Here is a 19,760-nt window from a genome sequence, read left to right as displayed (position 1 = left end):
CTGCCCTTAGGCGCGATCACGCTCCAGCAACGGCTTGAGATAGTGGCCGGTATGCGATTGCTCCATGGCCGCCACGTCTTCCGGCGTACCGGTGGCGATGATCTGGCCACCGCGTGATCCACCTTCAGGTCCCAGGTCGACCAGCCAGTCTGCGGTCTTGACCACATCCAGGTTATGCTCGATTACCACCACGGTGTTGCCGTGGTCGCGCAGACGATGCAGCACGTCGAGCAACTGCTGGATATCGGCAAAGTGCAGGCCGGTGGTTGGTTCATCAAGGATATACAAGGTCTTGCCCGTGTCGCGCTTGGACAGCTCGCGTGACAGCTTGACCCGTTGTGCTTCGCCGCCGGACAGCGTGGTTGCTGACTGACCCAGCTTGATATACGACAGGCCGACGTCCATCAGGGTTTGCAGCTTGCGCGCCAGAGCAGGTACGGCATCAAAGAACTCGCGGGCATCCTCGATGGTCATTTCCAGCACCTCGTGAATGTTCTTGCCCTTGTACTTGATCTCCAGGGTTTCGCGGTTGTAGCGCTTGCTCTTGCACACATCGCAGGGCACGTAGATGTCCGGCAGAAAGTGCATCTCTACCTTGATCAGGCCGTCACCCTGACAGGCCTCGCAGCGTCCGCCCTTGACGTTGAACGAGAAGCGGCCGGGGCCATAACCCCGCGAGCGCGACTCCGGTACCCCGGCGAACAATTCGCGAATCGGCGTAAACAGCCCGGTATAGGTCGCCGGGTTGGAGCGCGGTGTGCGGCCGATCGGGCTCTGGTCGATATCCACTACCTTATCCAGATGCTGCAGGCCGTTGATGCTGTCGTGAGCAGAGGCTTCCAGCGTGGTGGCACCGTTGAGTGCAGTGGCGGCGAGGGGGAACAGCGTATTGTTGATCAGCGTCGACTTGCCCGAGCCGGATACGCCGGTCACACAGGTCAGCAGGCCGATCGGAATTTCCAGATTCACGTTACGCAGGTTGTTGCCGCGTGCGCCTTTTAGGGTCAGCAACAGCTTCTTGTTGCGCGCTGTGCGTTTGGCCGGGACTTCGATCTTCACTCGGCCTGACAGATATTTACCGGTCAGCGAGTCGGGATGCGCCATGACTTCGGCAGGCGTGCCTTCGGCAACGATCTGCCCGCCATGTACGCCGGCGCCAGGACCGATATCCACCACGTAATCGGCCAGGCGGATCGCATCCTCGTCGTGCTCGACCACGATCACTGTGTTGCCGATATCGCGCAGATGCTTGAGGGTTGCCAGCAGTCGGTCGTTATCGCGCTGGTGCAGGCCGATCGACGGCTCGTCGAGGATGTACATGACCCCGACCAGGCCGGCGCCGATCTGGCTGGCCAGACGAATACGCTGCGCCTCGCCACCCGACAGTGTGTCGGCGCTGCGGTCCAGGGTCAGGTAGTCCAGGCCGACGTTGACCAGAAATTGCAGACGCTCGCAGATTTCCTTGAGAATTTTCGCGGCGATCTCACCGCGCCGGCCTGTCATGGTCAGCCCGGCGAAATACTCGGCAGCGTCGCCAATCGGCATATTGGTCACGGCGGGCAGGGTCCGCTCACCGACCCACACATGCCGGGCTTCGCGGCGCAGGCGGGTACCACGACAGTCCGGGCAGGATTGGGTGCTGAGCAACTTGGCCAGCTCTTCGCGTACGGTGGCCGATTCGGTCTCCCGATAACGACGCTCCAGATTCGGCACGATGCCTTCGAACGGGTGGGCGCGCTTGACGATATCGCCGCGGTCATTGAGGTAGCGGAAATCGACACTCTGCGTGCCACTGCCATTGAGCAGCACCTTCTGGATATCGGCTTTCAACTCCTTGAACGGCACCTCCAGGCTGAACTTGTAGTGCTGGGCCAGTGAGCCAAGCATCTGGAAGTAGTAGACGTTACGTCGGTCCCAGCCGCGTATCGCCCCCTCGGCCAGGGTCAACTCGGCATTGACCAGGCGCTTGACGTCGAAGAACTGTTTGACGCCCAGGCCGTCGCAGCTCGGGCAGGCGCCGGCCGGATTGTTGAAGGAAAACAGCTTGGGCTCCAGCTCGCTGATCGCATGACCGCAGATCGGGCAGGCGAAGCGCGCCGAAAAGATCATCTCTTCGCCTGGCTCGTCATCCATCGGTGCGACCAAGGCGATGCCATCGGCCAGTTGCAGGGCGGTCTCGAAAGATTCGGCCAGGCGCTGCTGGAGGTCGCCACGCACCTTGAAGCGGTCGACCACCACATCAATGGAGTGCTTCTTCTGTTTGTCGAGTTTGGGGACTTCATCGAGCTCATACAGGGTGCCGTCGACCCGGGCGCGGACGAACCCTTGAGCACGCAGCTCTTCGAACACCGACAGGTGCTCGCCTTTGCGCTCGCGCACCACCGGGGCCAGCAGCATCAGTTTGCGGCCTTCAGGTTCGGCCAGTACCAGATCGACCATCTGGCTGACGGTCTGGGCCTCCAGTGGGATATCGTGGTCCGGGCAGCGCGGCTGGCCGACCCGCGCATACAAAAGGCGCAGGTAGTCGTAGATTTCGGTGATGGTGCCGACGGTCGAGCGCGGGTTGTGTGAGGTGGATTTCTGCTCGATGGAGATGGCGGGCGACAGACCTTCAATGGTGTCGACATCGGGCTTTTCCATCATCGACAGGAACTGCCGGGCATAGGCCGACAGCGATTCGACATAACGGCGCTGGCCTTCGGCATATAGCGTGTCGAACGCCAGCGAAGACTTGCCGGAGCCTGACAGCCCGGTGATAACGATCAGCTTGTCGCGAGGAAGGGTCAGGTCGATGTTCTTCAGGTTGTGGGTCCGAGCCCCACGAATCAGGATTTTATCCACTGCGGCCTCGCTGGCGGGCATAAACGACGGAGTATACGGCTCCACGCCATTACGCGGCAAAGCGCCGCGTATGTGCCGTACCTCGTTGGGACTGGTAGAATCGCCGCCGGTTCACACGAGGTTTTTCCATGCAAGACTCCCATAGCGAACGCATGAGTGGTGCCGAGACCCGCGCGGCGGGCGGGCTGGCGCTGGTGTTCGCCTTTCGCATGCTCGGCATGTTCATGGTCCTGCCGGTGTTGTCCACCTATGGCATGGACCTGGCGGGCGCTACGCCAGCACTGATCGGCCTGGCCATCGGCGCCTATGGCCTGACCCAGGCCATTTTGCAGATCCCGCTGGGCTTTATCTCCGACCGCATCGGCCGACGCCCGGTGATTTACCTGGGGTTGCTGGTATTCGCACTCGGCAGCCTGGTGGCCGCGGGTGCCGATTCCATCGAAGGGGTGATTGCCGGTCGTGTGTTGCAAGGTGCCGGGGCAATTTCAGCCGCCGTCATGGCCTTGCTCTCGGACCTGACCCGGGAACAGCACCGCACCAAGGCCATGGCCATGATTGGCATGACCATCGGCCTGTCGTTTGCCATTGCCATGGTGATCGGCCCGGTGCTGACCAGTGCATTCGGCCTGTCCGGTCTGTTTCTTGCCACCGGCGCCATGGCGCTGCTGGGGATCCTGATCGTGGCGTTCATGGTGCCCAGGTCTTCGGGGCCGTTGATGCATCGAGAGTCCGGGGTCGACAAGGCAGCCCTGGGCGCGACCTTGCGCCATCCAGACCTGCTGCGTCTGGACCTGGGAATCTTCGTCCTGCATGCCATGCTGATGTCCAGTTTCGTGGCCTTGCCGCTGGCGCTGGTGGAAAAGGCCGGCCTGCCCAAGGAAGAGCATTGGTGGGTGTATCTCACGGCGCTGCTGGTGTCGTTCTTCGCCATGCTGCCGTTCATCATTTATGGCGAAAAGAAGCGCCGCATGAAGGCCGTGCTGATTGGCGCTGTTACGGTGCTGATGCTCTCTGAAATATTCTTCTGGGCTTTTGGCGACACGCTGCGAACGCTGGTGATCGGCAGCGTGGTATTCTTCACCGCGTTCAACCTGCTGGAGGCCACACTGCCATCGCTGATCAGCAAGGTTTCGCCGGCAGGCGGCAAAGGCACGGCCATGGGGGTGTATTCCACCAGCCAGTTCCTCGGCTCTGCGGTCGGCGGAATCATGGGCGGCTGGCTATTTCAGCAGGGCGGGCTGGACGTGGTGTTTCTGGGCTGCGCAGCGCTGGCGGCCATCTGGCTGATCGTTGCCATGAGCATGCGAGAGCCGCCTTACGTGACCAGCCTGCGCCTGCCGCTGTCGCCTGAGGCACAGCGAGAAACAGGCCTGGCACAACGCCTGAAGTCCGTACCGGGCGTAACAGATGCCGTGGTGGTTGCCGAAGAGGCGGCCATCTATATCAAACTTGATACAAAACTATTGGATCGCGCGTCGCTCGAAAAGCTGGTCAACAGTCCAGCCACTCAAACGTGTGAAGTCTAGGAGAACGTTATGGCCCGTGGGGTTAACAAAGTCATATTGGTCGGTACATGCGGCCAGGATCCCGAAGTCCGTTACCTGCCTAACGGCAACGCCGTGACCAACCTGAGTCTGGCTACCAGTGAACAATGGACCGACAAGCAGAGCGGCCAGAAGGTCGAGCGTACCGAATGGCACCGCGTCTCGCTGTTCGGCAAGGTCGCGGAAATTGCCGGCGAGTACCTGCGCAAAGGCTCGCAGGTCTACATCGAAGGCAAGCTGCAGACTCGCGAATGGGAAAAAGACGGCATCAAGCGTTATACCACTGAAATCGTCGTCGACATGCAGGGCACCATGCAACTGCTCGGTGGCCGTCCGCAGCAGGGCGACAACCAAGGTGGTGGCAACTACGGCCAGTCGCGCCCGCAGCAGTCACGTCCGGCTCCGGCGCCACAGCAGTCCTACGATCAGTCGCCGCAGCATCAGTCTTACGACCAGTCGCCACAACAGTCGTACAGCCAGCCGCAGCGTGAGTCGCGACCAGCGCCAAAACCGGCTCCGCAGCCGGCGGCCGACTTCGACAGCTTCGATGACGATATTCCGTTCTGACAAGCAACTGACTGCAAGCTGCCCTACAGTGAAAGCCCCCGCCCAGCGGGGGCTTTCGCATTGTGTAGAGGATATAAAGATGAACTGCAAAGGACTGCTACTCGATATCGAAGGCACGCTGACCCATCAGGGGGCGCTGATTGCCGGCGCGGCCGAGTCACTGGCCTGGCTGCATGAGCAAGGGCTCGACTATCGCCTGCTGACCAATATCACGGCACGCTCGCCTGCAACCATCAGTGCCGAACTCGCCGCGCTGGGTCTTGCCGTACCGGCGCAGCATATCCAGACTGCCACCACCGCTTGTGTGGCCTGGTTGCGGGCCCGGCAAGGGTGTAGCAGCTATCTGCTGGTGCCCGATCCGGTTCGGCCGCTGTTCGATGGACTGCTCATCAATGAGCGCAACCCCGACTATGTGGTGATCGGCGATATCGGTCAGGCCTTTTGCTACGACAACCTGAATCGGGTGTTTCGCCTGCTGCGCGGCGGCGCACGGTTGATTGCCCTGCAAAAGAATCCGTTCTGGCTTGCGGCAGATGGCCCGAGCCTGGATTACGGCGCCTTCGTGGCGGCGCTGGAGTACGCCAGTGGGCAAACTGCGCAGCTTGCGGGCAAGCCCTCGTCATTGTTCTTTGAGATGGCCCTGCAGTCGATCGGTTGCCAGGCCCGCGAGGTGTTGGTGATTGGCGATGATCCAGGCACCGATATGGCGGGCGCGTCAGGCATCGGGGCGCGCAGTGTGCGGGTACTGACCGGCAAGTCCGCTGGGCTGCAGCGCGATGACAGTGGTTTGGCGAGTTACTGCCTGGCATCGATTGCCGGCCTGCCGCAACTGCTCGTGCAGCTCTGACTGTAATCTGGCAGACGGCTGATCAGGCTGGCAAAGGTGCATCCACGATCAGCGCCGGGTCCAGATAGCGAATCCTCGGTTCAATGTGATAAGCCCCGCTTTCCGAATAGCGCAGGTAGCAGCGCCCGCACAACAGACATTCAGACACCTTGCAGCGGTTGTAGGGGTAGTAACGGGGCGCAATGGGGGCCTGCGTTGACCAGTAATGGGTGCCTGACGGGTGATACTCGTTGATGGTCAGATCTTCCTCGTCGGCGTTGCTCAGCGTGCCGATGTCCAGTAGATGATGGGCATTGGACGAAACCAGTGGACTTTCCCAGCCGGTAAGGACCTTGGTATTACATCGGCAACTGACTTCGATATTGCTGGCGCGCTGTGCCCGTTCCAGCAATTCAGGGAAATCAATGTAGCGAAGGGCAGTCATTGCCAGTCTTCCTTTGAATGGTTACGCATCGGGTTATTTGCGTCCCCAGGCCAGCCTGGGAAAGCTCAAGGCATTGCGTGCGGAGATGACCAGCGCCACCAGCGTCATAACGATCAACAGGCTCCAGCCGGGAATGTAGCTGTGCGTCAGGTCTTTGAGTAAGCCCAGCGCAGGTGGCATGAGCACAATAGCGACCTGATTACAGGCCATGGCCAGTCCCAGTGCAAAACCGGTTTTGCTCGCCGGGGCGGACTCCGCGACATAGGCGACCCAGGGACCGTACCAGCCAAACCCGAAAAAGCCGAGCCAGCCTGCCAGCAGCGCCAGCAGGACGAAGGTATGCATAGGCATCCAGATCAGGGTCAACAGGCCAACGATAATGGCCAGCATGCAAGTCATAACGGGAAAGTAGCGCCCTGACTGACACCGGTCACTCCATGCCGCCAGGATGATCCGGCCCATTACCCCGGCCCCTTGGGCGATAAAGAGCAATGAGGCCGCCGCCGTGATGCTCAAGTCCAGTCGGTCGTACAGATACAGTGCGGTGAAAATCAGGATGCCGTATTGCACCGAGATCAGGCTGATCCCGGAGATCATGATCTGCTTCATCGCCGGCTCCTTCAGCATCGAGAAGCGCGATGCCAGGGTTGCCTTGAGATCCTGCGCAGCAGCTCGCGCCGGGCCTTGCTCGCCTGGGGCCGGGTTGGCGCTGCGGTAAAACAGCAGGAAGATCACGGCACCGGCAAGGGCCACCAGCCCGCCGGCCAGAAACGACCATTGCCAGCCCCAGCGGGTGGCAATATACGGCAGCATCGCGGCCGACAACGCGCCCCCCAGTGGCAGCCCGGCTTGGCGGATGCCCATCGCAAAGCCGCGCTGGTGCCTGGAGAACCAACTGGAAACCGATTTGCTGCCGCCTGGCTGAGCGGTGCTATAGCCGGCACCGACGATGATCAGAAACAGCAACAACATAAGGTAGCTGTTGGCGAACATCGCCGCACAGAGCGCCGCTGCCACAAGCAAGGTGCCGATACCGACAACCCAGCGCTCATCGAAACGATCCAGTAACTCACCCGCCACCAGCAGCCCCACTATCGGAATCAGCTGCGCGGCAGACACTAACAGGCCAATCTGCAAGACCGACAGGTGCCAGTCCTGTTGAATGAAAATCGCAATTGCGCCAATCCCTTGAACGAAGAAGCACGCACTGGCTTGGGCAATGGTGGCGATCAAGAGGATGACCCAGCGATAGTTTGATTGCTGGCGCGGGTTGTCTGTAGCGCTCATAGAACAGTTTCCTGATACAAGGAGGTCGGTCCACAGTCGCCCAGTGGCGTCTGGCGTTGGGTGGCCAGGTATTCCGTCCTGACCAGATCCAGCCCCATTCGATGAATGATGCTTTCCGGAGCCGTTTCTATGCTCGCGCCGTTGGCCGTGACCTGTTCAAGGGCGATATGCAGCAGTTGCAGATTATCGCCCATATGCACACGTCCCTCGTTATCCACGCTGTACGGCGTGTCCTCCATGCCCACACGAAGAATATCGACCTTGCTGTCGGGTTGCGCGGCATAGGTGGCCAGACGTCTGAGCGCACACATTGGCGTGCCTTTCTGTGGCCCTACATCGACAGGCTGGTAGTGCAGCTCGGCATGTTGTGGCATGACCGCAGCGCCAACAGTGATGGTCACCTTGCGCTTTATTTCGTTCGGGTTGGCCAGGTCGTATTCAAGGCTCTTGGCAATGTCGACGATATTGCAGAACTCTTCGTAGGTCTGAGGAAACGGCAGGCGACTCGAAAAACCGAACAGCAGGATGATATTCAACTGCCCCGAACTGCCCAGGCGCAGGGCCGGGTGTTCGACGGCAAATCGCGTCATGCCGTAACTGCGCGTCAGTTGCACCCATTCCACTTCATGGAACAAGCCCAGTTGTTGGCGTGCGGCAATGGCGTTGCGGTAGATCTGGAACTGGATCAACGGCGAGGTGCTGCCGTAATCGGCGCCTTTACTTGTAGAGTTTGTTTCCATGGTGGCTTTCACCACGCGGTCAGAGGGCGTGTAGCTGTTGATGTCCTGAGCAAACTGAGCGCTGGACAGGTACTCGATGTCAAACTTCCTCAGCTTTCTTTCCATGTCACAGATGACTTGCAGCTCGATGGCAGCCTGAATCGTCACGAAGTGGGCACCACCAAAGTGCAAAGGCAAGGCACACTGGCTGACGCGCTCCCATTCGCCGAATTTCTTGATGTTGTCTTGTACTTCACGACCATTGCGGCTGGCGCCAAAACTGAGCAGGGTGTCTTTGCAGGCGCGCTGAATGGTGCGGCTGACCGACTGATAAATCTCATTGTCGGTGGTCTGTTCCCGGGTCAGCGGGTTACGAGCGTGGTAGTGATAGTAGCGGCAGCCTGATTCATAGAGTTCGATCGCTTCGTCGACGATCGCTTGTTCGCTGGCATGAATGGTTGCCCCGGTGCAAATAGAGTCCAGCAGTTGATCACCCGTGATGTAATGATTGCGCGGCGTGAACTTGGCGCCCGTGGAAGCGCACCCGAGGATCAATGTCTTGTGTGGCGTACTCATCTGCACTTCCTTGTAAAAGTCATTCCATCTGACTGCCATCCGGGCAGCGTCCGCTTTTTAGCAGTACCGCTGACAGATGCCATTGCGGTTTTGGCAAGAGGCGTTGCAACAATGGCGGCGTCGGATGAGTGCGCAGCGCTTTGCCGCGCTGAATCGGTCATGCCATGATGCGGCGTCAACGGATATGGCGAGATTCGCAAGATGAGCGATCTTCGGACTTTGAAAGATTTCCTGGTGCTGGCGCGTATTCTCAGTTTTTCTCAGGCCGCTGAACGTTGCAATGTGACGACCTCAGGGTTGAGCCGACGCATAAACAGTCTTGAAGAGTGGTTGGGCGCACCGGTTTTTGATCGGTCCCGACACCGGCTTGAGCTGACCGATGCAGGCGAACAGTTACAGGCCGCTGCGCTTGAGGCGGTTGCGTTGCTGGACAACGCCAAAGCCGCAGTCGCCCGCGCCAGAGAGCACAAGCGCTTGCATATTTCCCTGGCAGCCCCGCATATCATGTCCAGGGCCTTCTTCCCTGACTGGCTGCCCAGAGTGCGCAATCAGTCGAGCGCTACACGGTTTTCGATTGACTTCGCCAACTTGCCTGGCTGTTTTCGCGCGTTATCTGATCGAAAGGCAGACTTCGTCGTCGCCTTTAGCGATGAGGGCAACGGTATCCGTGATTGTTTGTCAGGCGCCGTCGACTTTCAGCAGTTCGACATCCTGACGCTGGGCCATGAGCGCCTAGTCCCGGTCAGTGCCCCTGACATGCTGGGGGCGGCACTGAACAGTCTTGAGCCGGCGAGCGGTGAGGTATCTTATTTGCGCTATCAGCCTGAGTGCTCTCTGGGCTGGGCGCTGGAAAGAAAGCTCGATATCGCAAAAAACCTGCCGGTGCTCACTGCCATTCATGACAGCTCGCTGGCCGATGGCTTGCATTCCATGGCGCTTATGGGACTTGGCGTGGCTTGGTTGCCATGGGCAATTGTCATCCAGGACATGGAACGAAAAAGGCTGGTTCGAGCGGGCGGGGAAGAGCATGACATCACCTTGAGTATCGAGCTGATTCGCCTTAAGCAGCCTCTGGAGACTCAGGCAGAGAAGTTCTGGCAGCATCTTTGTGAGATGGACCCGTCAATCAAAAAAAGCCGTCAGGTTCTCAGGGAGGCAGTGCACAGATCTGCGGTAAGCGTCTGATGGGCGCATGCCTAACGGCAACCTCCCGCTGTTGTCCTTGAAATGTCCTGCATCGCAATATCAGCCAATTTCTTGCCCACTCAGGCGAACTTTGCGGGTCGCGCAGGGATCAGTTCCTTGGGGATAAGCCCCATCGGATATCTGGATGGAGGAGAGTGCAGCGTGGCGGTTCAGTTAAAGACCCTGATTCTGTTAGTGGTGCTTTCGTTTGCGGGCAACCTGACCGTGCACGCTGCTGAAGTCCCGGCCCTGCCGCTCGGCGCTGCTGCTGCCGACAAGCCCGATGACAAGGCCGCCTCCGGGCCTGCCGAGAAAGCTCCGGTCGAGGAGAAAAAGGAGCCTGAAACCGACAAACCCGCCGAGGCGGAACCGCCAGCCGCTGAAATCCTTGTCGAGGGCGGCCTGCTGGGGGCTCTGAGCAGCAGCATCGACGATGTTCAGCGAGCGCTGAATCTCAACGGTGACCTGGTCGATACCTGGCGGCTGCGTGCAGACCGGGCCGCCACAGAGCTCGACAAGCTGGTCAACAAGCCTTCGCAACGCAGCGCCTGGCAGATGGTGGGCGACTTTCTGGTGCTGTCGGTGGTCTGGATCGGTACATTTGTGCTGCTCCATGGTCTGGGGCGCTTTATTGCCAAACGCTTGAACCGGCGAGCCTTCATGAGGACCCGAACGCGCAGTCAGGCGCTGCTCAAGTACGTATTGCCGTTCACGGTTCCAGCGCTGATCTGCCTGCCCTTGACCCTGTATGTCAGCCAATTTCTACCGTCTTCGATTGGCCGGGCGCTGGCTTTGTGTTTTGCCTACGCCACCAGCAGCGGTGTGTTTTCGACCTCGGTACTGCTGTGCGTGATTGTCATGTTCAATGCCGGGCACAAGCGTACGGCGGTGAAGATCCTGCGTCGTTACACGCCGACGCCGCTGTTCGTCATCGGCTTTCTGGCGGCGCTCAGCGATGCCCTGACCAGCCCGCAGATCGCGCGGCAGATTGGCAGCAACGTCACGACCAGCATCGCGGTGTTCACTGGCCTGTTTGCCTCTGCGGTGTTCTGTGTGTTGGTTATCCGCATGCGCCGCCCGGTGGCACACCTGATTCGCAACCGGGCGCTGAGCAGCCGTATGCGCCAGCCAGCGCTGCAACAGTCGCTGAAGATCTTCTCCAACCTGTGGAATCTGCCGATTCTGTTGATGATCATGGTCTCGGCAATCAATCTGATCGGCGCTGGTGAGGACAGCCAAGAGACCCTGCGCTGCGCGCTGTTCACAACCTTGTTGCTGATTGCCACGGTGTTTCTCAGTACCGTGTTCCAGCACTTCTTCAAGCAGCCCTCGGACCCTGCGGTACGCACCGGCCATGCTTATAAAGCGCGCTTGCTCAGCCTGGTGTATGCCTGCCTGCGCATCGTGCTGGCGGTGACCTTCATTGAGGTGTTGGGGCGTATATGGGGCTTTTCGCTGTTCGAGTTCGCCCAGCGCAACAGCCTCGGCAGGGCGATCAGCGATTCGCTGAGCAGTATTGGCCTGATTTTCCTGGTGACCTGGCTGCTCTGGGTGGTCCTTGATACGGCGATTCAGGAAGCGCTCAAGCCGCCGGTCAACCATCGCTCCGGCCGCCAGCCCAGCACCCGGGTCAAGACCATTTTGCCGCTGCTGCGTAATGCGATAAAAATCATCCTCGTGGTGATCTGCGCCATTACCACCATGGCCAATTTGGGCATCAACGTTGCGCCATTGCTGGCGGGTGCCGGTGTCGTGGGCCTGGCAATCGGTTTCGGCTCGCAGCAACTGGTGCAAGATGTGATCACCGGCCTGTTCATCATCATCGAAGACACCTTTTCGGTCGGCGACTGGGTGGTGCTCAGCACCGGCCATTCAGGTACGGTCGAAAGCCTGACGATCCGCACGGTGCGCCTGCGTGACGGCAAAGGCTTTGTGCACTCGGTGCCGTTCGGCCAGATCAAGGCAGTCACTAACCAGTCGCGGCAGTTTGCCTATGCGTTCTTCTCGGTGCAGTTCACTTATGACACCGATATTGACGAGGCGCTGGCGCTGATCCGCGAGACCGGTCATTCGATCACTGAAGACATCCTGCTCAAGAACAACCTGCAAGGTCCGTTGGAGGTCTTCGGTGTCGACCGTATGGACCTCAACGGCGTGGTGCTGACCGCGCAGTTCCGCACCTCTTCAGGCGGGCAATACAGCGTTGGCCGAGCCTTTAACGAACGGCTCAAAAAGCGCGTTGACCAGCATCCGAAGGTCCACTTCGCCCAGACTTACCCGCAGATGGTCATGAACCCCGGAGCCGCGCACCGCCCGCCGGCGCTAGAAGGGCCACCAGCCCCTGCTGGCGCATGACGGCAAGGGCAGCGCACAACTGTTGGGCACCGGCGGGCAACGTGTTATGTTTGCAGGCGTTTTGAACCTGATGATTTGATAAAAACCGAGACCGAGCCTGCTGACTCTATGCGAATGCGCCTTATGCTGTTGGGCGGCGGGAATGCCCTCGGGCAGGCGCTGATACGACTGGGTGCCGAGGAAGATATCGCGTTCCTCGCACCGCGTCCGCCGCAAGACGGCTGGGACGCAGCCAGCCTCACGCAACTGCTCGACGACACCCGCCCCGACGCCCTGATCAACCTGGCCTATTACTACGACTGGTTCCAGGCCGAAACTGTCAACGAAGCGCGCCTGGACGCCCAGGAACGCTCCGTAGAGCGCTTGGCCGAACTGTGCCAGCATCACGGTATTACCTTGCTGCAACCGTCCAGCTACCGGGTCTTCGACGGCTCGCGAGCGACTGCCTACAGCGAAAAGGACGAGCCGGTGCCGCTGGGCCTGCGCGGCCAGGCACTCTGGCGGATCGAGCAGAGCGTTCGCGCCGCGTGTCCGCAGCATGTGCTGGTACGCTTTGGCTGGCTGCTCGACGACAGCCCGGATGGCGTGCTCGGGCGTTTTCTGAGCCGCGCCAAGGACGCTGAAGAGTTGTTGCTGGCCGATGACCGACGCGGTAATCCGACGCCCGTCGATGACGCCGCGCGGGTCCTGCTCTCGGTGCTCAAGCAGCTCGACTGCGAGGCACCTCTGTGGGGCACCTATCACTACGCCGGCCACGAAGCCACCACGCCGATTGCCCTGGGCCAGGCGATTCTTACCGAGGCGCGGCTGTTGCACCCGCTGGCCATCGAAGCACCGACCGCACAGGCTCACGCGGCGCGGCCCGATGCAGCTGAAGAGCCGCAGCACGCGGTGCTGGCCTGCAAGAAAATCCTTCATACCTTCGGGATCAAGCCACGCGCCTGGCGCGCCGGGTTGCCCGTTCTGCTAGACCGGTATTATCGGCATGTCTGACGCTCCTATCCTGATTACCGGCGGTGCCGGTTTCATCGGCTCACATCTGGCCGACGCCCTGTTGGCCAAAGGTTACCCGGTCAGGATTCTCGACGACCTGTCCACCGGCAAGCGCAGCAACCTGCCGCTGGATAACCCCAACGTCGAACTGATCGAAGGTGATGTGGCTGACGCGGCACTGGTCGCACGTGCTGCCGTGGGTTGTCAGGCGGTAGTGCATCTGGCCGCTGTGGCTTCGGTACAGGCTTCGGTGGACGACCCGGTAAAGACGCACCAGAGCAACTTCATCGGGACCCTGAACGTCTGTGAGGCCATGCGCGAGGCGGGCATCAAGCGGGTGGTGTTCGCCTCCAGTGCTGCTGTGTACGGTAACAATGGCGAAGGCGAGCCGATCAGCGAAGACACCCCCAAGGCGCCGCTGACTCCCTATGCCAGCGACAAACTGTCCAGCGAGCATTACCTGGATTTCTATCGCCGTCAGCATGCGCTGGAGCCGGTGGTGTTCCGCTTCTTCAACATCTTCGGGCCACGCCAGGACCCGTCCTCGCCGTACTCGGGGGTGATCAGCATCTTCGCCGAGCGCGCCACCCAGGGTAAGCCGATCAGTGTGTTCGGCGATGGCGAGCAGACCCGCGATTTCTTCTACATTGGCGATCTGGTCAAGCTACTGGTCCAGGCACTGGAGCAGCCGACAGTTGAAGAGGGCGCGATCAACGTCGGCCTGAACCAGACCACCTCGCTCAATCAGTTGCTGGCGGCTCTGAAGGATGTGGTTGGCAGCCTGCCAGAGGTGAGCTATCAGCAGGCGCGCCCTGGTGATATCCGCCATTCCCGGGCCAATAACCAGCGCCTGTTGCAGCGTTTCACCCTCGAAACGCCGATGCCGCTGACTGACGGCCTGGCCAGGCTGTTGGGGCGCTGAATAGCGCTTGATGCAACGCTACAAAAAAGGCACTTCATCACTGAAGTGCCTTTTTTATTTATCCGGTGTGCCGGCTCAGAACTTGTAACCCACACCCACCATGTAAACCCACGGGTCGATATCCACATCCACCTTGGTCTTGCCAACACTCAGCGCTGACGGACCGTCGACGCTGGCCTTGGTGTCGATGTCCACGTACCACACCGAGGCGTTGAGCATGACGTGATCGGTCAGTTGGTAATCCACGCCCACCTGACCGGCCAGGCCCACCGAGTCCTTGAGCTTAAGGTTGCTGAAGCCCTGGTCCTTGCGGTTACCCGCCAGGTCGGTATCGAAGAATTTGGTGTAGTTGATGCCCACGCCGACATACGGCTGGAAGGCAGACGAGGCGGCCATTGGGTAGTACTGCAGCGACAGGGTTGGTGGCAGTTGCTTGATATCGGCCAGCTTGCCATCCAGACCTGGGCCGAGGCCATGAACCGAGACGGTGTGGCTGAACGGTGTAGCGGCCAGCAACTCGATACCGACATGCTCGCTCAGCATGTAGGCAAAGGTCAGGCCCAGTTGGTTTTCGCCATCAACCGAGGCTTTGGTGCCGGAAACCTTGCTGCCATCCAGACGCACTTCACCGCTGTCTTCATGCGGGTCGACGTGGGCAACGCCGGCACGCACGATGAAATCACCGGCCTGGTGAGCATGGGCAACCAGCGGGGCGGCGAGGGCGAGTGCACAAAGGGATGCGCACAGCAGGGACTTGTTCATCAAAGGCTCCAGAGCGGTTAAAAAGTCTGGAGCCATGTTAAAAAAGCGTCTGCGTCGCGGTTTTGACTCAGCTCAATGAAAGTGTGATGACACTCAGAGGGTGTCTACAAAATGGCTGCACTCGGCAACACTGCGTTGAAATCGACCTTTCAGGAATCCGACAGTTCGTAGACAAAAATCTTGTCTGCCACCATCTGGTAGCCGGCCTCGGCCAGTTCGCTGCTGGTATGTTTGGCCTGCATCGGTCCTTCGATCCAGTACGGCTGGTACAGCTCTTCGACCTTCACGCCCAGCTCGCTGGTGACATGCACGATCTGATTGGCCGGTGGTGGTGGTACGTGGATGCAGGCGCCAAAGAACGGCACCAGCAGAAACTCGGTCACCCGGCCTTCCTCGCTGACTTCCAGTGGCACGATATAACCCGGCAGGCGCACCAGTTTGCCGTCCAGCGCTTTGACCACCGGCGCGTCGGGGGCTTGCTGGTGGGCGGCGGGGGCTGATTCCATGCTCAGCGCGTCGGCCATTTTCGACAGGTCATGGATCGGCTGGGTGATTGGCGTCACCGGCGGCGCGTCTGCTGGAATCATGTCGTTCCAGGTCAGCACGCGGGGCTCGGCCGCCCAGGACGACAGGGGGGCCGAAAGCAACAGGGCAAGCAGCAGGCGCCGCATGATCAACATCCTCATAAACGAATCGAAAGCCCGTCGGCCAGTGACTGGCGATAGGCACGCCAGGCTGGCACCACACCCATCACCAGCGCAGCGCCCAGAATGCCAGCAAGCAGGCTCCATTCATATTGGCTGGGCGAGGAAAGCGGCAGATACAGACCGTATTCGGACTGGACGTAACCTTGCGCGGCGGCGATGCCGGTGTACAACAGCGCAAGCCCAGCCAATACGCCAATCAGGGCCAAGGCAAAGGCTTCCAGAATCAGCAGGCTGGCGACATGCCAGGGGCGTGCGCCCACCGAGCGCAGGATCGCCATTTCCCGGCGCCGCTCGTTGAGGCTGGTCAGGATGGCCGTAAGCATGCCGATCAGCCCGGTCAGCACCACGAACAGCGAGATCACGAACAGCGCTTTCTCAGCCGTGCCCATCAGGCTCCACAGCTCCTGCAAGGCCACGCCCGGCAGGATCGCCAGCAGCGGTTCACCCCGGTACTCGTTGACTTCACGCTGCAGGGTAAAGGTCGAAATCTTGCTGTTCAGGCCGAGCATCATGGCGGTGATCGCCGTGGGCGTCAGGTCCATATTGCGCGCCTGGTCGGCGGAGATTTGTTGGTTGCCGCGCGCGGGTACGCCGTTGTGCCAGTCGATGTGAATCGCCTCCATGCCGCCGAGGCTGATGTGCAGGGTGCGGTCCACCGGCGTGCCGGTGCGCTTGAGAATGCCCACCACGGTAAAGGGCTTGTCGTCGTGCTTGACCAGGCTGATGGTGGCCACACCATGGGCCAGCACCAGTTTGTCGCCCAACTGGTAATGCAGCGCCTCGGCCACCTCGGCGCCCAGCACCACCTCGAAAGGGTCGGTCTGGAATGCGCGGCCCTGGGCCAGTTCCAGCGGTTGCTGGCGGCCGTAGCGGTAGTGCTCGAAGTACGCCTCGCTGGTGCCCATCACCCGATAGCCACGGTGCGAGTCGCCCAGGGAAATCGGAATTGCCCACTTTACCTGACGATGCTGGGCGAAGTGTTCGAAGCTCTCCCAACGAATATTGTTGGTCGCGTTGCCAATGCGGAACACCGAGTACAGCAGCAGGTTGACCGAGCCGGAGCGGGCGCCAACGATCAGATCAGTACCGCTGACGGTGCTGGCGAAGCTGCTGCGGGTCTCGGTGCGTACCCGTTCCACGGCCAGCAGCAGGCACACCGACAAGGCGATGGCGAAGGCGGTCAGGAATGCGGTGAAGCGGCGGTTGGCCAGGCTGGCCATGGCCAGGCGAAACAGATACATCTCAATTCTCCACGGCGGCGGCGCGATTGAGTTCGGCCAGCGACAGGCTGCGGTCGAACAGCGGCGCCAGGCTCTGGTCATGGCTGACGAACAACAGGCTGGAGCCGGCGGCACGGCACTCGGCGAACAGCAGTTGCAGGAAGGCCTCGCGGGCGTCGGCGTCCAGCGCCGAGGTCGGCTCGTCGGCGATTACCAGCTCCGGCTGGCCAATCAATGCGCGGGCGGCGGCGACCCGCTGTTGCTGGCCGATCGACAGCGAGTCGGCGCGACGTTCCTGCAAGGTCGCATCGTGCAGGCCCAGATGGCTCAGCAGCTCGCTGGCTGCCTTGGCCACTGACCCATGACGCTGGCTGGCGCGACCTGCACGGACTTTGGAAAAGTGGCAGGGCAGTTCGACGTTCTCCCGTACCGACAGAAACGGCAGCAGGTTGAACTGCTGAAAAATATACCCGGTGTGGTCGACCCGGAAGCGGTCGCGAGCGGCGGCTGACAGCCCGGTCAGCTCTTGCCCCAACAGCCGGACACTGCCGCTGACCGGCGTCTGCACACCGCCCAGCAGGCCCAGCAGAGTGGTTTTGCCGCTGCCACTGGGGCCTTTGAGAAACAGTGTTTCGCCAGCCTCCAGACGAAAAGCCGGGATGTCCAGCAACTGTGGTTGGCCGGGCCAGTTAAAGCCCAGTTCGCTCAGCTCGATAAGTGCCTGGTTCATGCCCTGACTCTCAAATGGGGAAAACGAAACGACCGGGCAAGCCCGGTCGCTGATACAGCCACAGACTCAGAACTTGACGCTCGGATTGGCTGCGATGACCTCGGCACCGGACTGGCCGCCAGGAGAAATCAGCTGCACCTGGAGCTTCTTGGTGTCAGGGAAGGTCTTGAAGACCTGGCTCAGGTCGAGTTTCTTCAGAATGGCCGGTGCATCGCAAGTGAAGATGTAGTTGGCGTGGATTTCACTGTGTTCGTGCTCGCCGCTCTCGGCCGGTTTCGCGTGATCGTGATCCTTGGCGTGGTCATGTTCATCTGGCTTGTCGCCAAACAGCGGGCTTTCCAGCTTCACCGAACGGGCCGAGCAATGGGCGGCTTCAGAGATGCTGAACAGCGCGTTGGGCTTGAGCAGATATTCGCGGGCCTTGGCGACTTTGGCTTTGTCTTCAGCGCTGCTCGGGGCGTGCTCGAAGCCGACAATGTTCATCGCCGGGCTTTCGAATTGCACTTGCAGCGTCTTGCCTTCAAGTACCACATCCAGGCGACCGACACCGTGTTCATGGGCGCCCAGGCTGCCGTGGTCGTGCTCATGGTCATGATCGTGCTCCGCTGCGGCCTGGGCGAAAGCCAGCGGCAGCAGGGCGAAGGGCAGGGCGAGCAACAGACGGCGCATAACGGACTCCGGCGGGATGACTTGAAATGTAATGTAATCTTATAACAGAGGTCGGCAATGATAGCGGTTTTTTTTGCCGCTGCCGAGGGCAGCTGTGGGAGCATGCGTATCTGATTGTTGGAAGGGGCAGACCATGCTGCGGATTCGCGGAAGCATCGGCCAGTGGCCGGTGGACCTTGAGATTGAAATGGATGAAGGCGATTGGGCGAGGTTGTTTGCCGGGTTCGGCACCGCGCAGCCAGGCAATGGCCAGCAGGCTGCGACGTCCGAGGACGCCCGGCCTACGGCGACCAGCCAGCCGCTCAACCAGGACGACCGGCTGTGGCAACACGCCCAACAGCTGCTGCAACAAGCCGGTGCATTGAGCGGCCCGGACCTGCTCGGGCAACTTGAAAGCCTGGCCGGCAGCGCCGCAGCGGCCAAGCGCTTGCTGGTGCGGCTACGCCACAACGCCCAGGTCAAGGTCGAAAGCGGCGCTGATGCGCCGCTGTACAGCTGGGTTCAATAAAGTGCGGCGAACAGCTTGCGACGGTAGGTCGTGACCAGAGGGTGGTCATTGCCGAGCAGATCGAACACTTGCAGCAAGGTCTTGTGCGGCAGGCCTTCGCTGTAACCACGGTTGCGGACAAACAGCTTGAGCAGGCCTTCGAGTGCCGCCTCGTACTGCTGGCGCGCCAGTTGCTGGACGGCCAGCTGGTAAGCGGCTTCGTCGTCCTGCGGGTTCTGCGCCAGGCGGCTCTTGAGCTCAGCGCTTTGCGGCAGTTGCGCGGCCTGGCCGAGGAAGGTCAATTGCGCTTTGGCACCGGCCAGTTCGGCCTTGTGTGCATCGTCGCTGTTGACCGCATCCAGTACGGTGCGTGCCTCGCCCAGTTCACCGCGCTCAGCCAGGCAGCGTGCATACAGGATCAGACCCTTGGCGTTGCTGTTGTCTTCACTGAGCAGCACCTTGAGCTGCGCTTCGGCTTCGGCAAACCGGCTTTCGGCAAACAGTTGCCCGGCCAGTTGCAACGGGTCGGCAGCCGCCGGTGCCGGCAGTTGCACGTGTGGCTCCAGGAATTTGCGGATTTCCGACTCCGGTTGCGCACCGGCAAATCCGTCGACCGGCTGGCCGTCCTTGAACAGCACGATGGTCGGCAGGCTGCGGATGCCGAAGCGGCCGACGATTTCCTGTTCGATGTCGCAGTTGACCTTGGCCAGTATCAGATTGCCCTGATAGCCCTCGGTGATCTGTGCCAGCAGCGGCATCAGTACCTTGCATGGCGCGCACCACTCGGCCCAGAAATCGACCAGTACCGGTTGCTGGAAGGACTTCTCGATGACCTGTTGATCGAAGGTGGCGACGGTTACGTCGTAGATATAAGGCGTGTCCTGGCTCATTGCGCGTCTCGCATCTCGGGATGCTGCCAACTATA

18 protein-coding genes are annotated in these 19,760 nt (G+C 60.6%); 8 read left to right on the top strand and 10 right to left on the bottom strand.

Annotated elements, in window-relative coordinates; translation table 11 throughout:
- Positions 1-6: 6 nt before the first annotated feature.
- On the bottom strand, positions 7-2,841 hold the full coding sequence (uvrA, locus tag NRB16_RS17215) for an excinuclease ABC subunit UvrA (RefSeq protein ID WP_257106564.1): 2,835 nt from the start codon (positions 2,839-2,841) through the stop codon (positions 7-9).
- Between the two features lie 128 nt (positions 2,842-2,969).
- On the opposite strand from uvrA, the gene NRB16_RS17210 reads away from it, so the two are divergent.
- From NRB16_RS17210 to NRB16_RS17200, 3 genes are all read left to right on the top strand, one after another.
- Positions 2,970-4,367, top strand: coding sequence for an MFS transporter (locus tag NRB16_RS17210; RefSeq protein WP_045484063.1), 1,398 nt, complete (start codon positions 2,970-2,972; stop codon positions 4,365-4,367).
- Between the two features lie 9 nt (positions 4,368-4,376).
- Positions 4,377-4,952 (top strand): single-stranded DNA-binding protein, encoded by a 576-nt coding sequence (locus NRB16_RS17205; protein WP_045484060.1) that lies wholly within the window; start codon positions 4,377-4,379, stop codon positions 4,950-4,952.
- A 79-nt stretch (positions 4,953-5,031) separates the two neighbouring features.
- Complete coding sequence (locus NRB16_RS17200) at positions 5,032-5,799, top strand: HAD-IIA family hydrolase (RefSeq protein ID WP_257106563.1); 768 nt, start codon at positions 5,032-5,034, stop codon at positions 5,797-5,799.
- 22 nt (positions 5,800-5,821) lie between these two features.
- On the opposite strand, the gene NRB16_RS17195 is transcribed toward NRB16_RS17200, so the two are convergent.
- The 3 genes from NRB16_RS17195 to NRB16_RS17185 are packed head-to-tail and all read right to left on the bottom strand — an operon-like array spanning position 5,822 to position 8,805.
- Positions 5,822-6,223 (bottom strand): hypothetical protein, encoded by a 402-nt coding sequence (locus NRB16_RS17195; protein ID WP_045484053.1) that lies wholly within the window; start codon positions 6,221-6,223, stop codon positions 5,822-5,824.
- A 33-nt stretch (positions 6,224-6,256) separates the two neighbouring features.
- The gene (locus NRB16_RS17190; protein WP_045484050.1) at positions 6,257-7,510 is read right to left on the bottom strand and encodes an MFS transporter; all 1,254 of its coding nucleotides are present in this window, start codon (positions 7,508-7,510) and stop codon (positions 6,257-6,259) included.
- A complete protein-coding gene (locus NRB16_RS17185) occupies positions 7,507-8,805 on the bottom strand; it encodes a 3-keto-5-aminohexanoate cleavage protein (RefSeq protein WP_253141560.1) in 1,299 nt (432 codons plus the stop codon). The genes NRB16_RS17190 and NRB16_RS17185 overlap by 4 nt, the downstream gene beginning before the upstream one ends.
- A 201-nt stretch (positions 8,806-9,006) precedes the next feature.
- Between NRB16_RS17185 and NRB16_RS17180 the strand changes: the two genes are divergently transcribed.
- The 4 genes from NRB16_RS17180 (at position 9,007) to NRB16_RS17165 (ending at position 14,260) form a co-directional block, all read left to right on the top strand.
- Positions 9,007-9,990, top strand: coding sequence for a LysR family transcriptional regulator (locus NRB16_RS17180; protein WP_253117387.1), 984 nt, complete (start codon positions 9,007-9,009; stop codon positions 9,988-9,990).
- 162 nt (positions 9,991-10,152) lie between these two features.
- Positions 10,153-12,345, top strand: a complete 2,193-nt coding sequence (locus NRB16_RS17175) for a mechanosensitive ion channel domain-containing protein (protein ID WP_253141561.1) — start codon at positions 10,153-10,155, stop codon at positions 12,343-12,345.
- A gap of 108 nt (positions 12,346-12,453) precedes the next feature.
- The gene (locus tag NRB16_RS17170) at positions 12,454-13,338 is read left to right on the top strand and encodes a sugar nucleotide-binding protein (protein ID WP_253117389.1); all 885 of its coding nucleotides are present in this window, start codon (positions 12,454-12,456) and stop codon (positions 13,336-13,338) included.
- On the top strand, positions 13,331-14,260 hold the full coding sequence (locus NRB16_RS17165) for an NAD-dependent epimerase/dehydratase family protein (protein ID WP_045484035.1): 930 nt from the start codon (positions 13,331-13,333) through the stop codon (positions 14,258-14,260). Before NRB16_RS17170 ends, NRB16_RS17165 begins: the two co-directional genes overlap by 8 nt.
- Positions 14,261-14,335: 75 nt before the next feature.
- Here NRB16_RS17165 and NRB16_RS17160 read toward each other — a convergent pair whose 3' ends face one another.
- The 5 genes from NRB16_RS17160 to NRB16_RS17140 form a co-directional block, all read right to left on the bottom strand.
- On the bottom strand, positions 14,336-15,022 hold the full coding sequence (locus tag NRB16_RS17160; protein WP_257106562.1) for an OmpW family protein: 687 nt from the start codon (positions 15,020-15,022) through the stop codon (positions 14,336-14,338).
- Between the two features lie 149 nt (positions 15,023-15,171).
- Positions 15,172-15,693, bottom strand: a complete 522-nt coding sequence (locus NRB16_RS17155; RefSeq protein ID WP_257106561.1) for a DUF3299 domain-containing protein — start codon at positions 15,691-15,693, stop codon at positions 15,172-15,174.
- An 11-nt stretch (positions 15,694-15,704) separates the two neighbouring features.
- Positions 15,705-16,970 (bottom strand): FtsX-like permease family protein, encoded by a 1,266-nt coding sequence (locus tag NRB16_RS17150; RefSeq protein ID WP_045484010.1) that lies wholly within the window; start codon positions 16,968-16,970, stop codon positions 15,705-15,707.
- Position 16,971: 1 nt separating this feature from the next.
- A complete protein-coding gene (locus NRB16_RS17145) occupies positions 16,972-17,679 on the bottom strand; it encodes an ABC transporter ATP-binding protein (RefSeq protein ID WP_253117393.1) in 708 nt (235 codons plus the stop codon).
- Between the two features lie 66 nt (positions 17,680-17,745).
- Positions 17,746-18,348: a DUF2796 domain-containing protein gene (locus NRB16_RS17140; protein ID WP_045484004.1), complete on the bottom strand. Its 603-nt coding sequence runs from the start codon at positions 18,346-18,348 to the stop codon at positions 17,746-17,748.
- 133 nt (positions 18,349-18,481) lie between these two features.
- Here NRB16_RS17140 and NRB16_RS17135 point away from each other — a divergent pair, with 133 nt between their 5' ends.
- Positions 18,482-18,856: a hypothetical protein gene (locus NRB16_RS17135; RefSeq protein WP_045484001.1), complete on the top strand. Its 375-nt coding sequence runs from the start codon at positions 18,482-18,484 to the stop codon at positions 18,854-18,856.
- On the opposite strand, the gene trxA is transcribed toward NRB16_RS17135, so the two are convergent.
- Positions 18,850-19,725: a thioredoxin gene (gene trxA / locus NRB16_RS17130; protein ID WP_045483998.1), complete on the bottom strand. Its 876-nt coding sequence runs from the start codon at positions 19,723-19,725 to the stop codon at positions 18,850-18,852. The two genes, NRB16_RS17135 and trxA, sit on opposite strands and share 7 nt — an antisense overlap.
- Between the last annotated feature and the right edge of the window lie 35 nt (positions 19,726-19,760).

This window comes from Pseudomonas sp. LJDD11 (genome assembly GCF_024584215.1).
In the GTDB taxonomy this organism is placed as follows: Bacteria; Pseudomonadota; Gammaproteobacteria; order Pseudomonadales; family Pseudomonadaceae; genus Aquipseudomonas.
The sequence above is the reverse complement of the archived record's forward strand: the minus strand, read 5'-3'. Positions and strand labels throughout refer to the sequence as shown.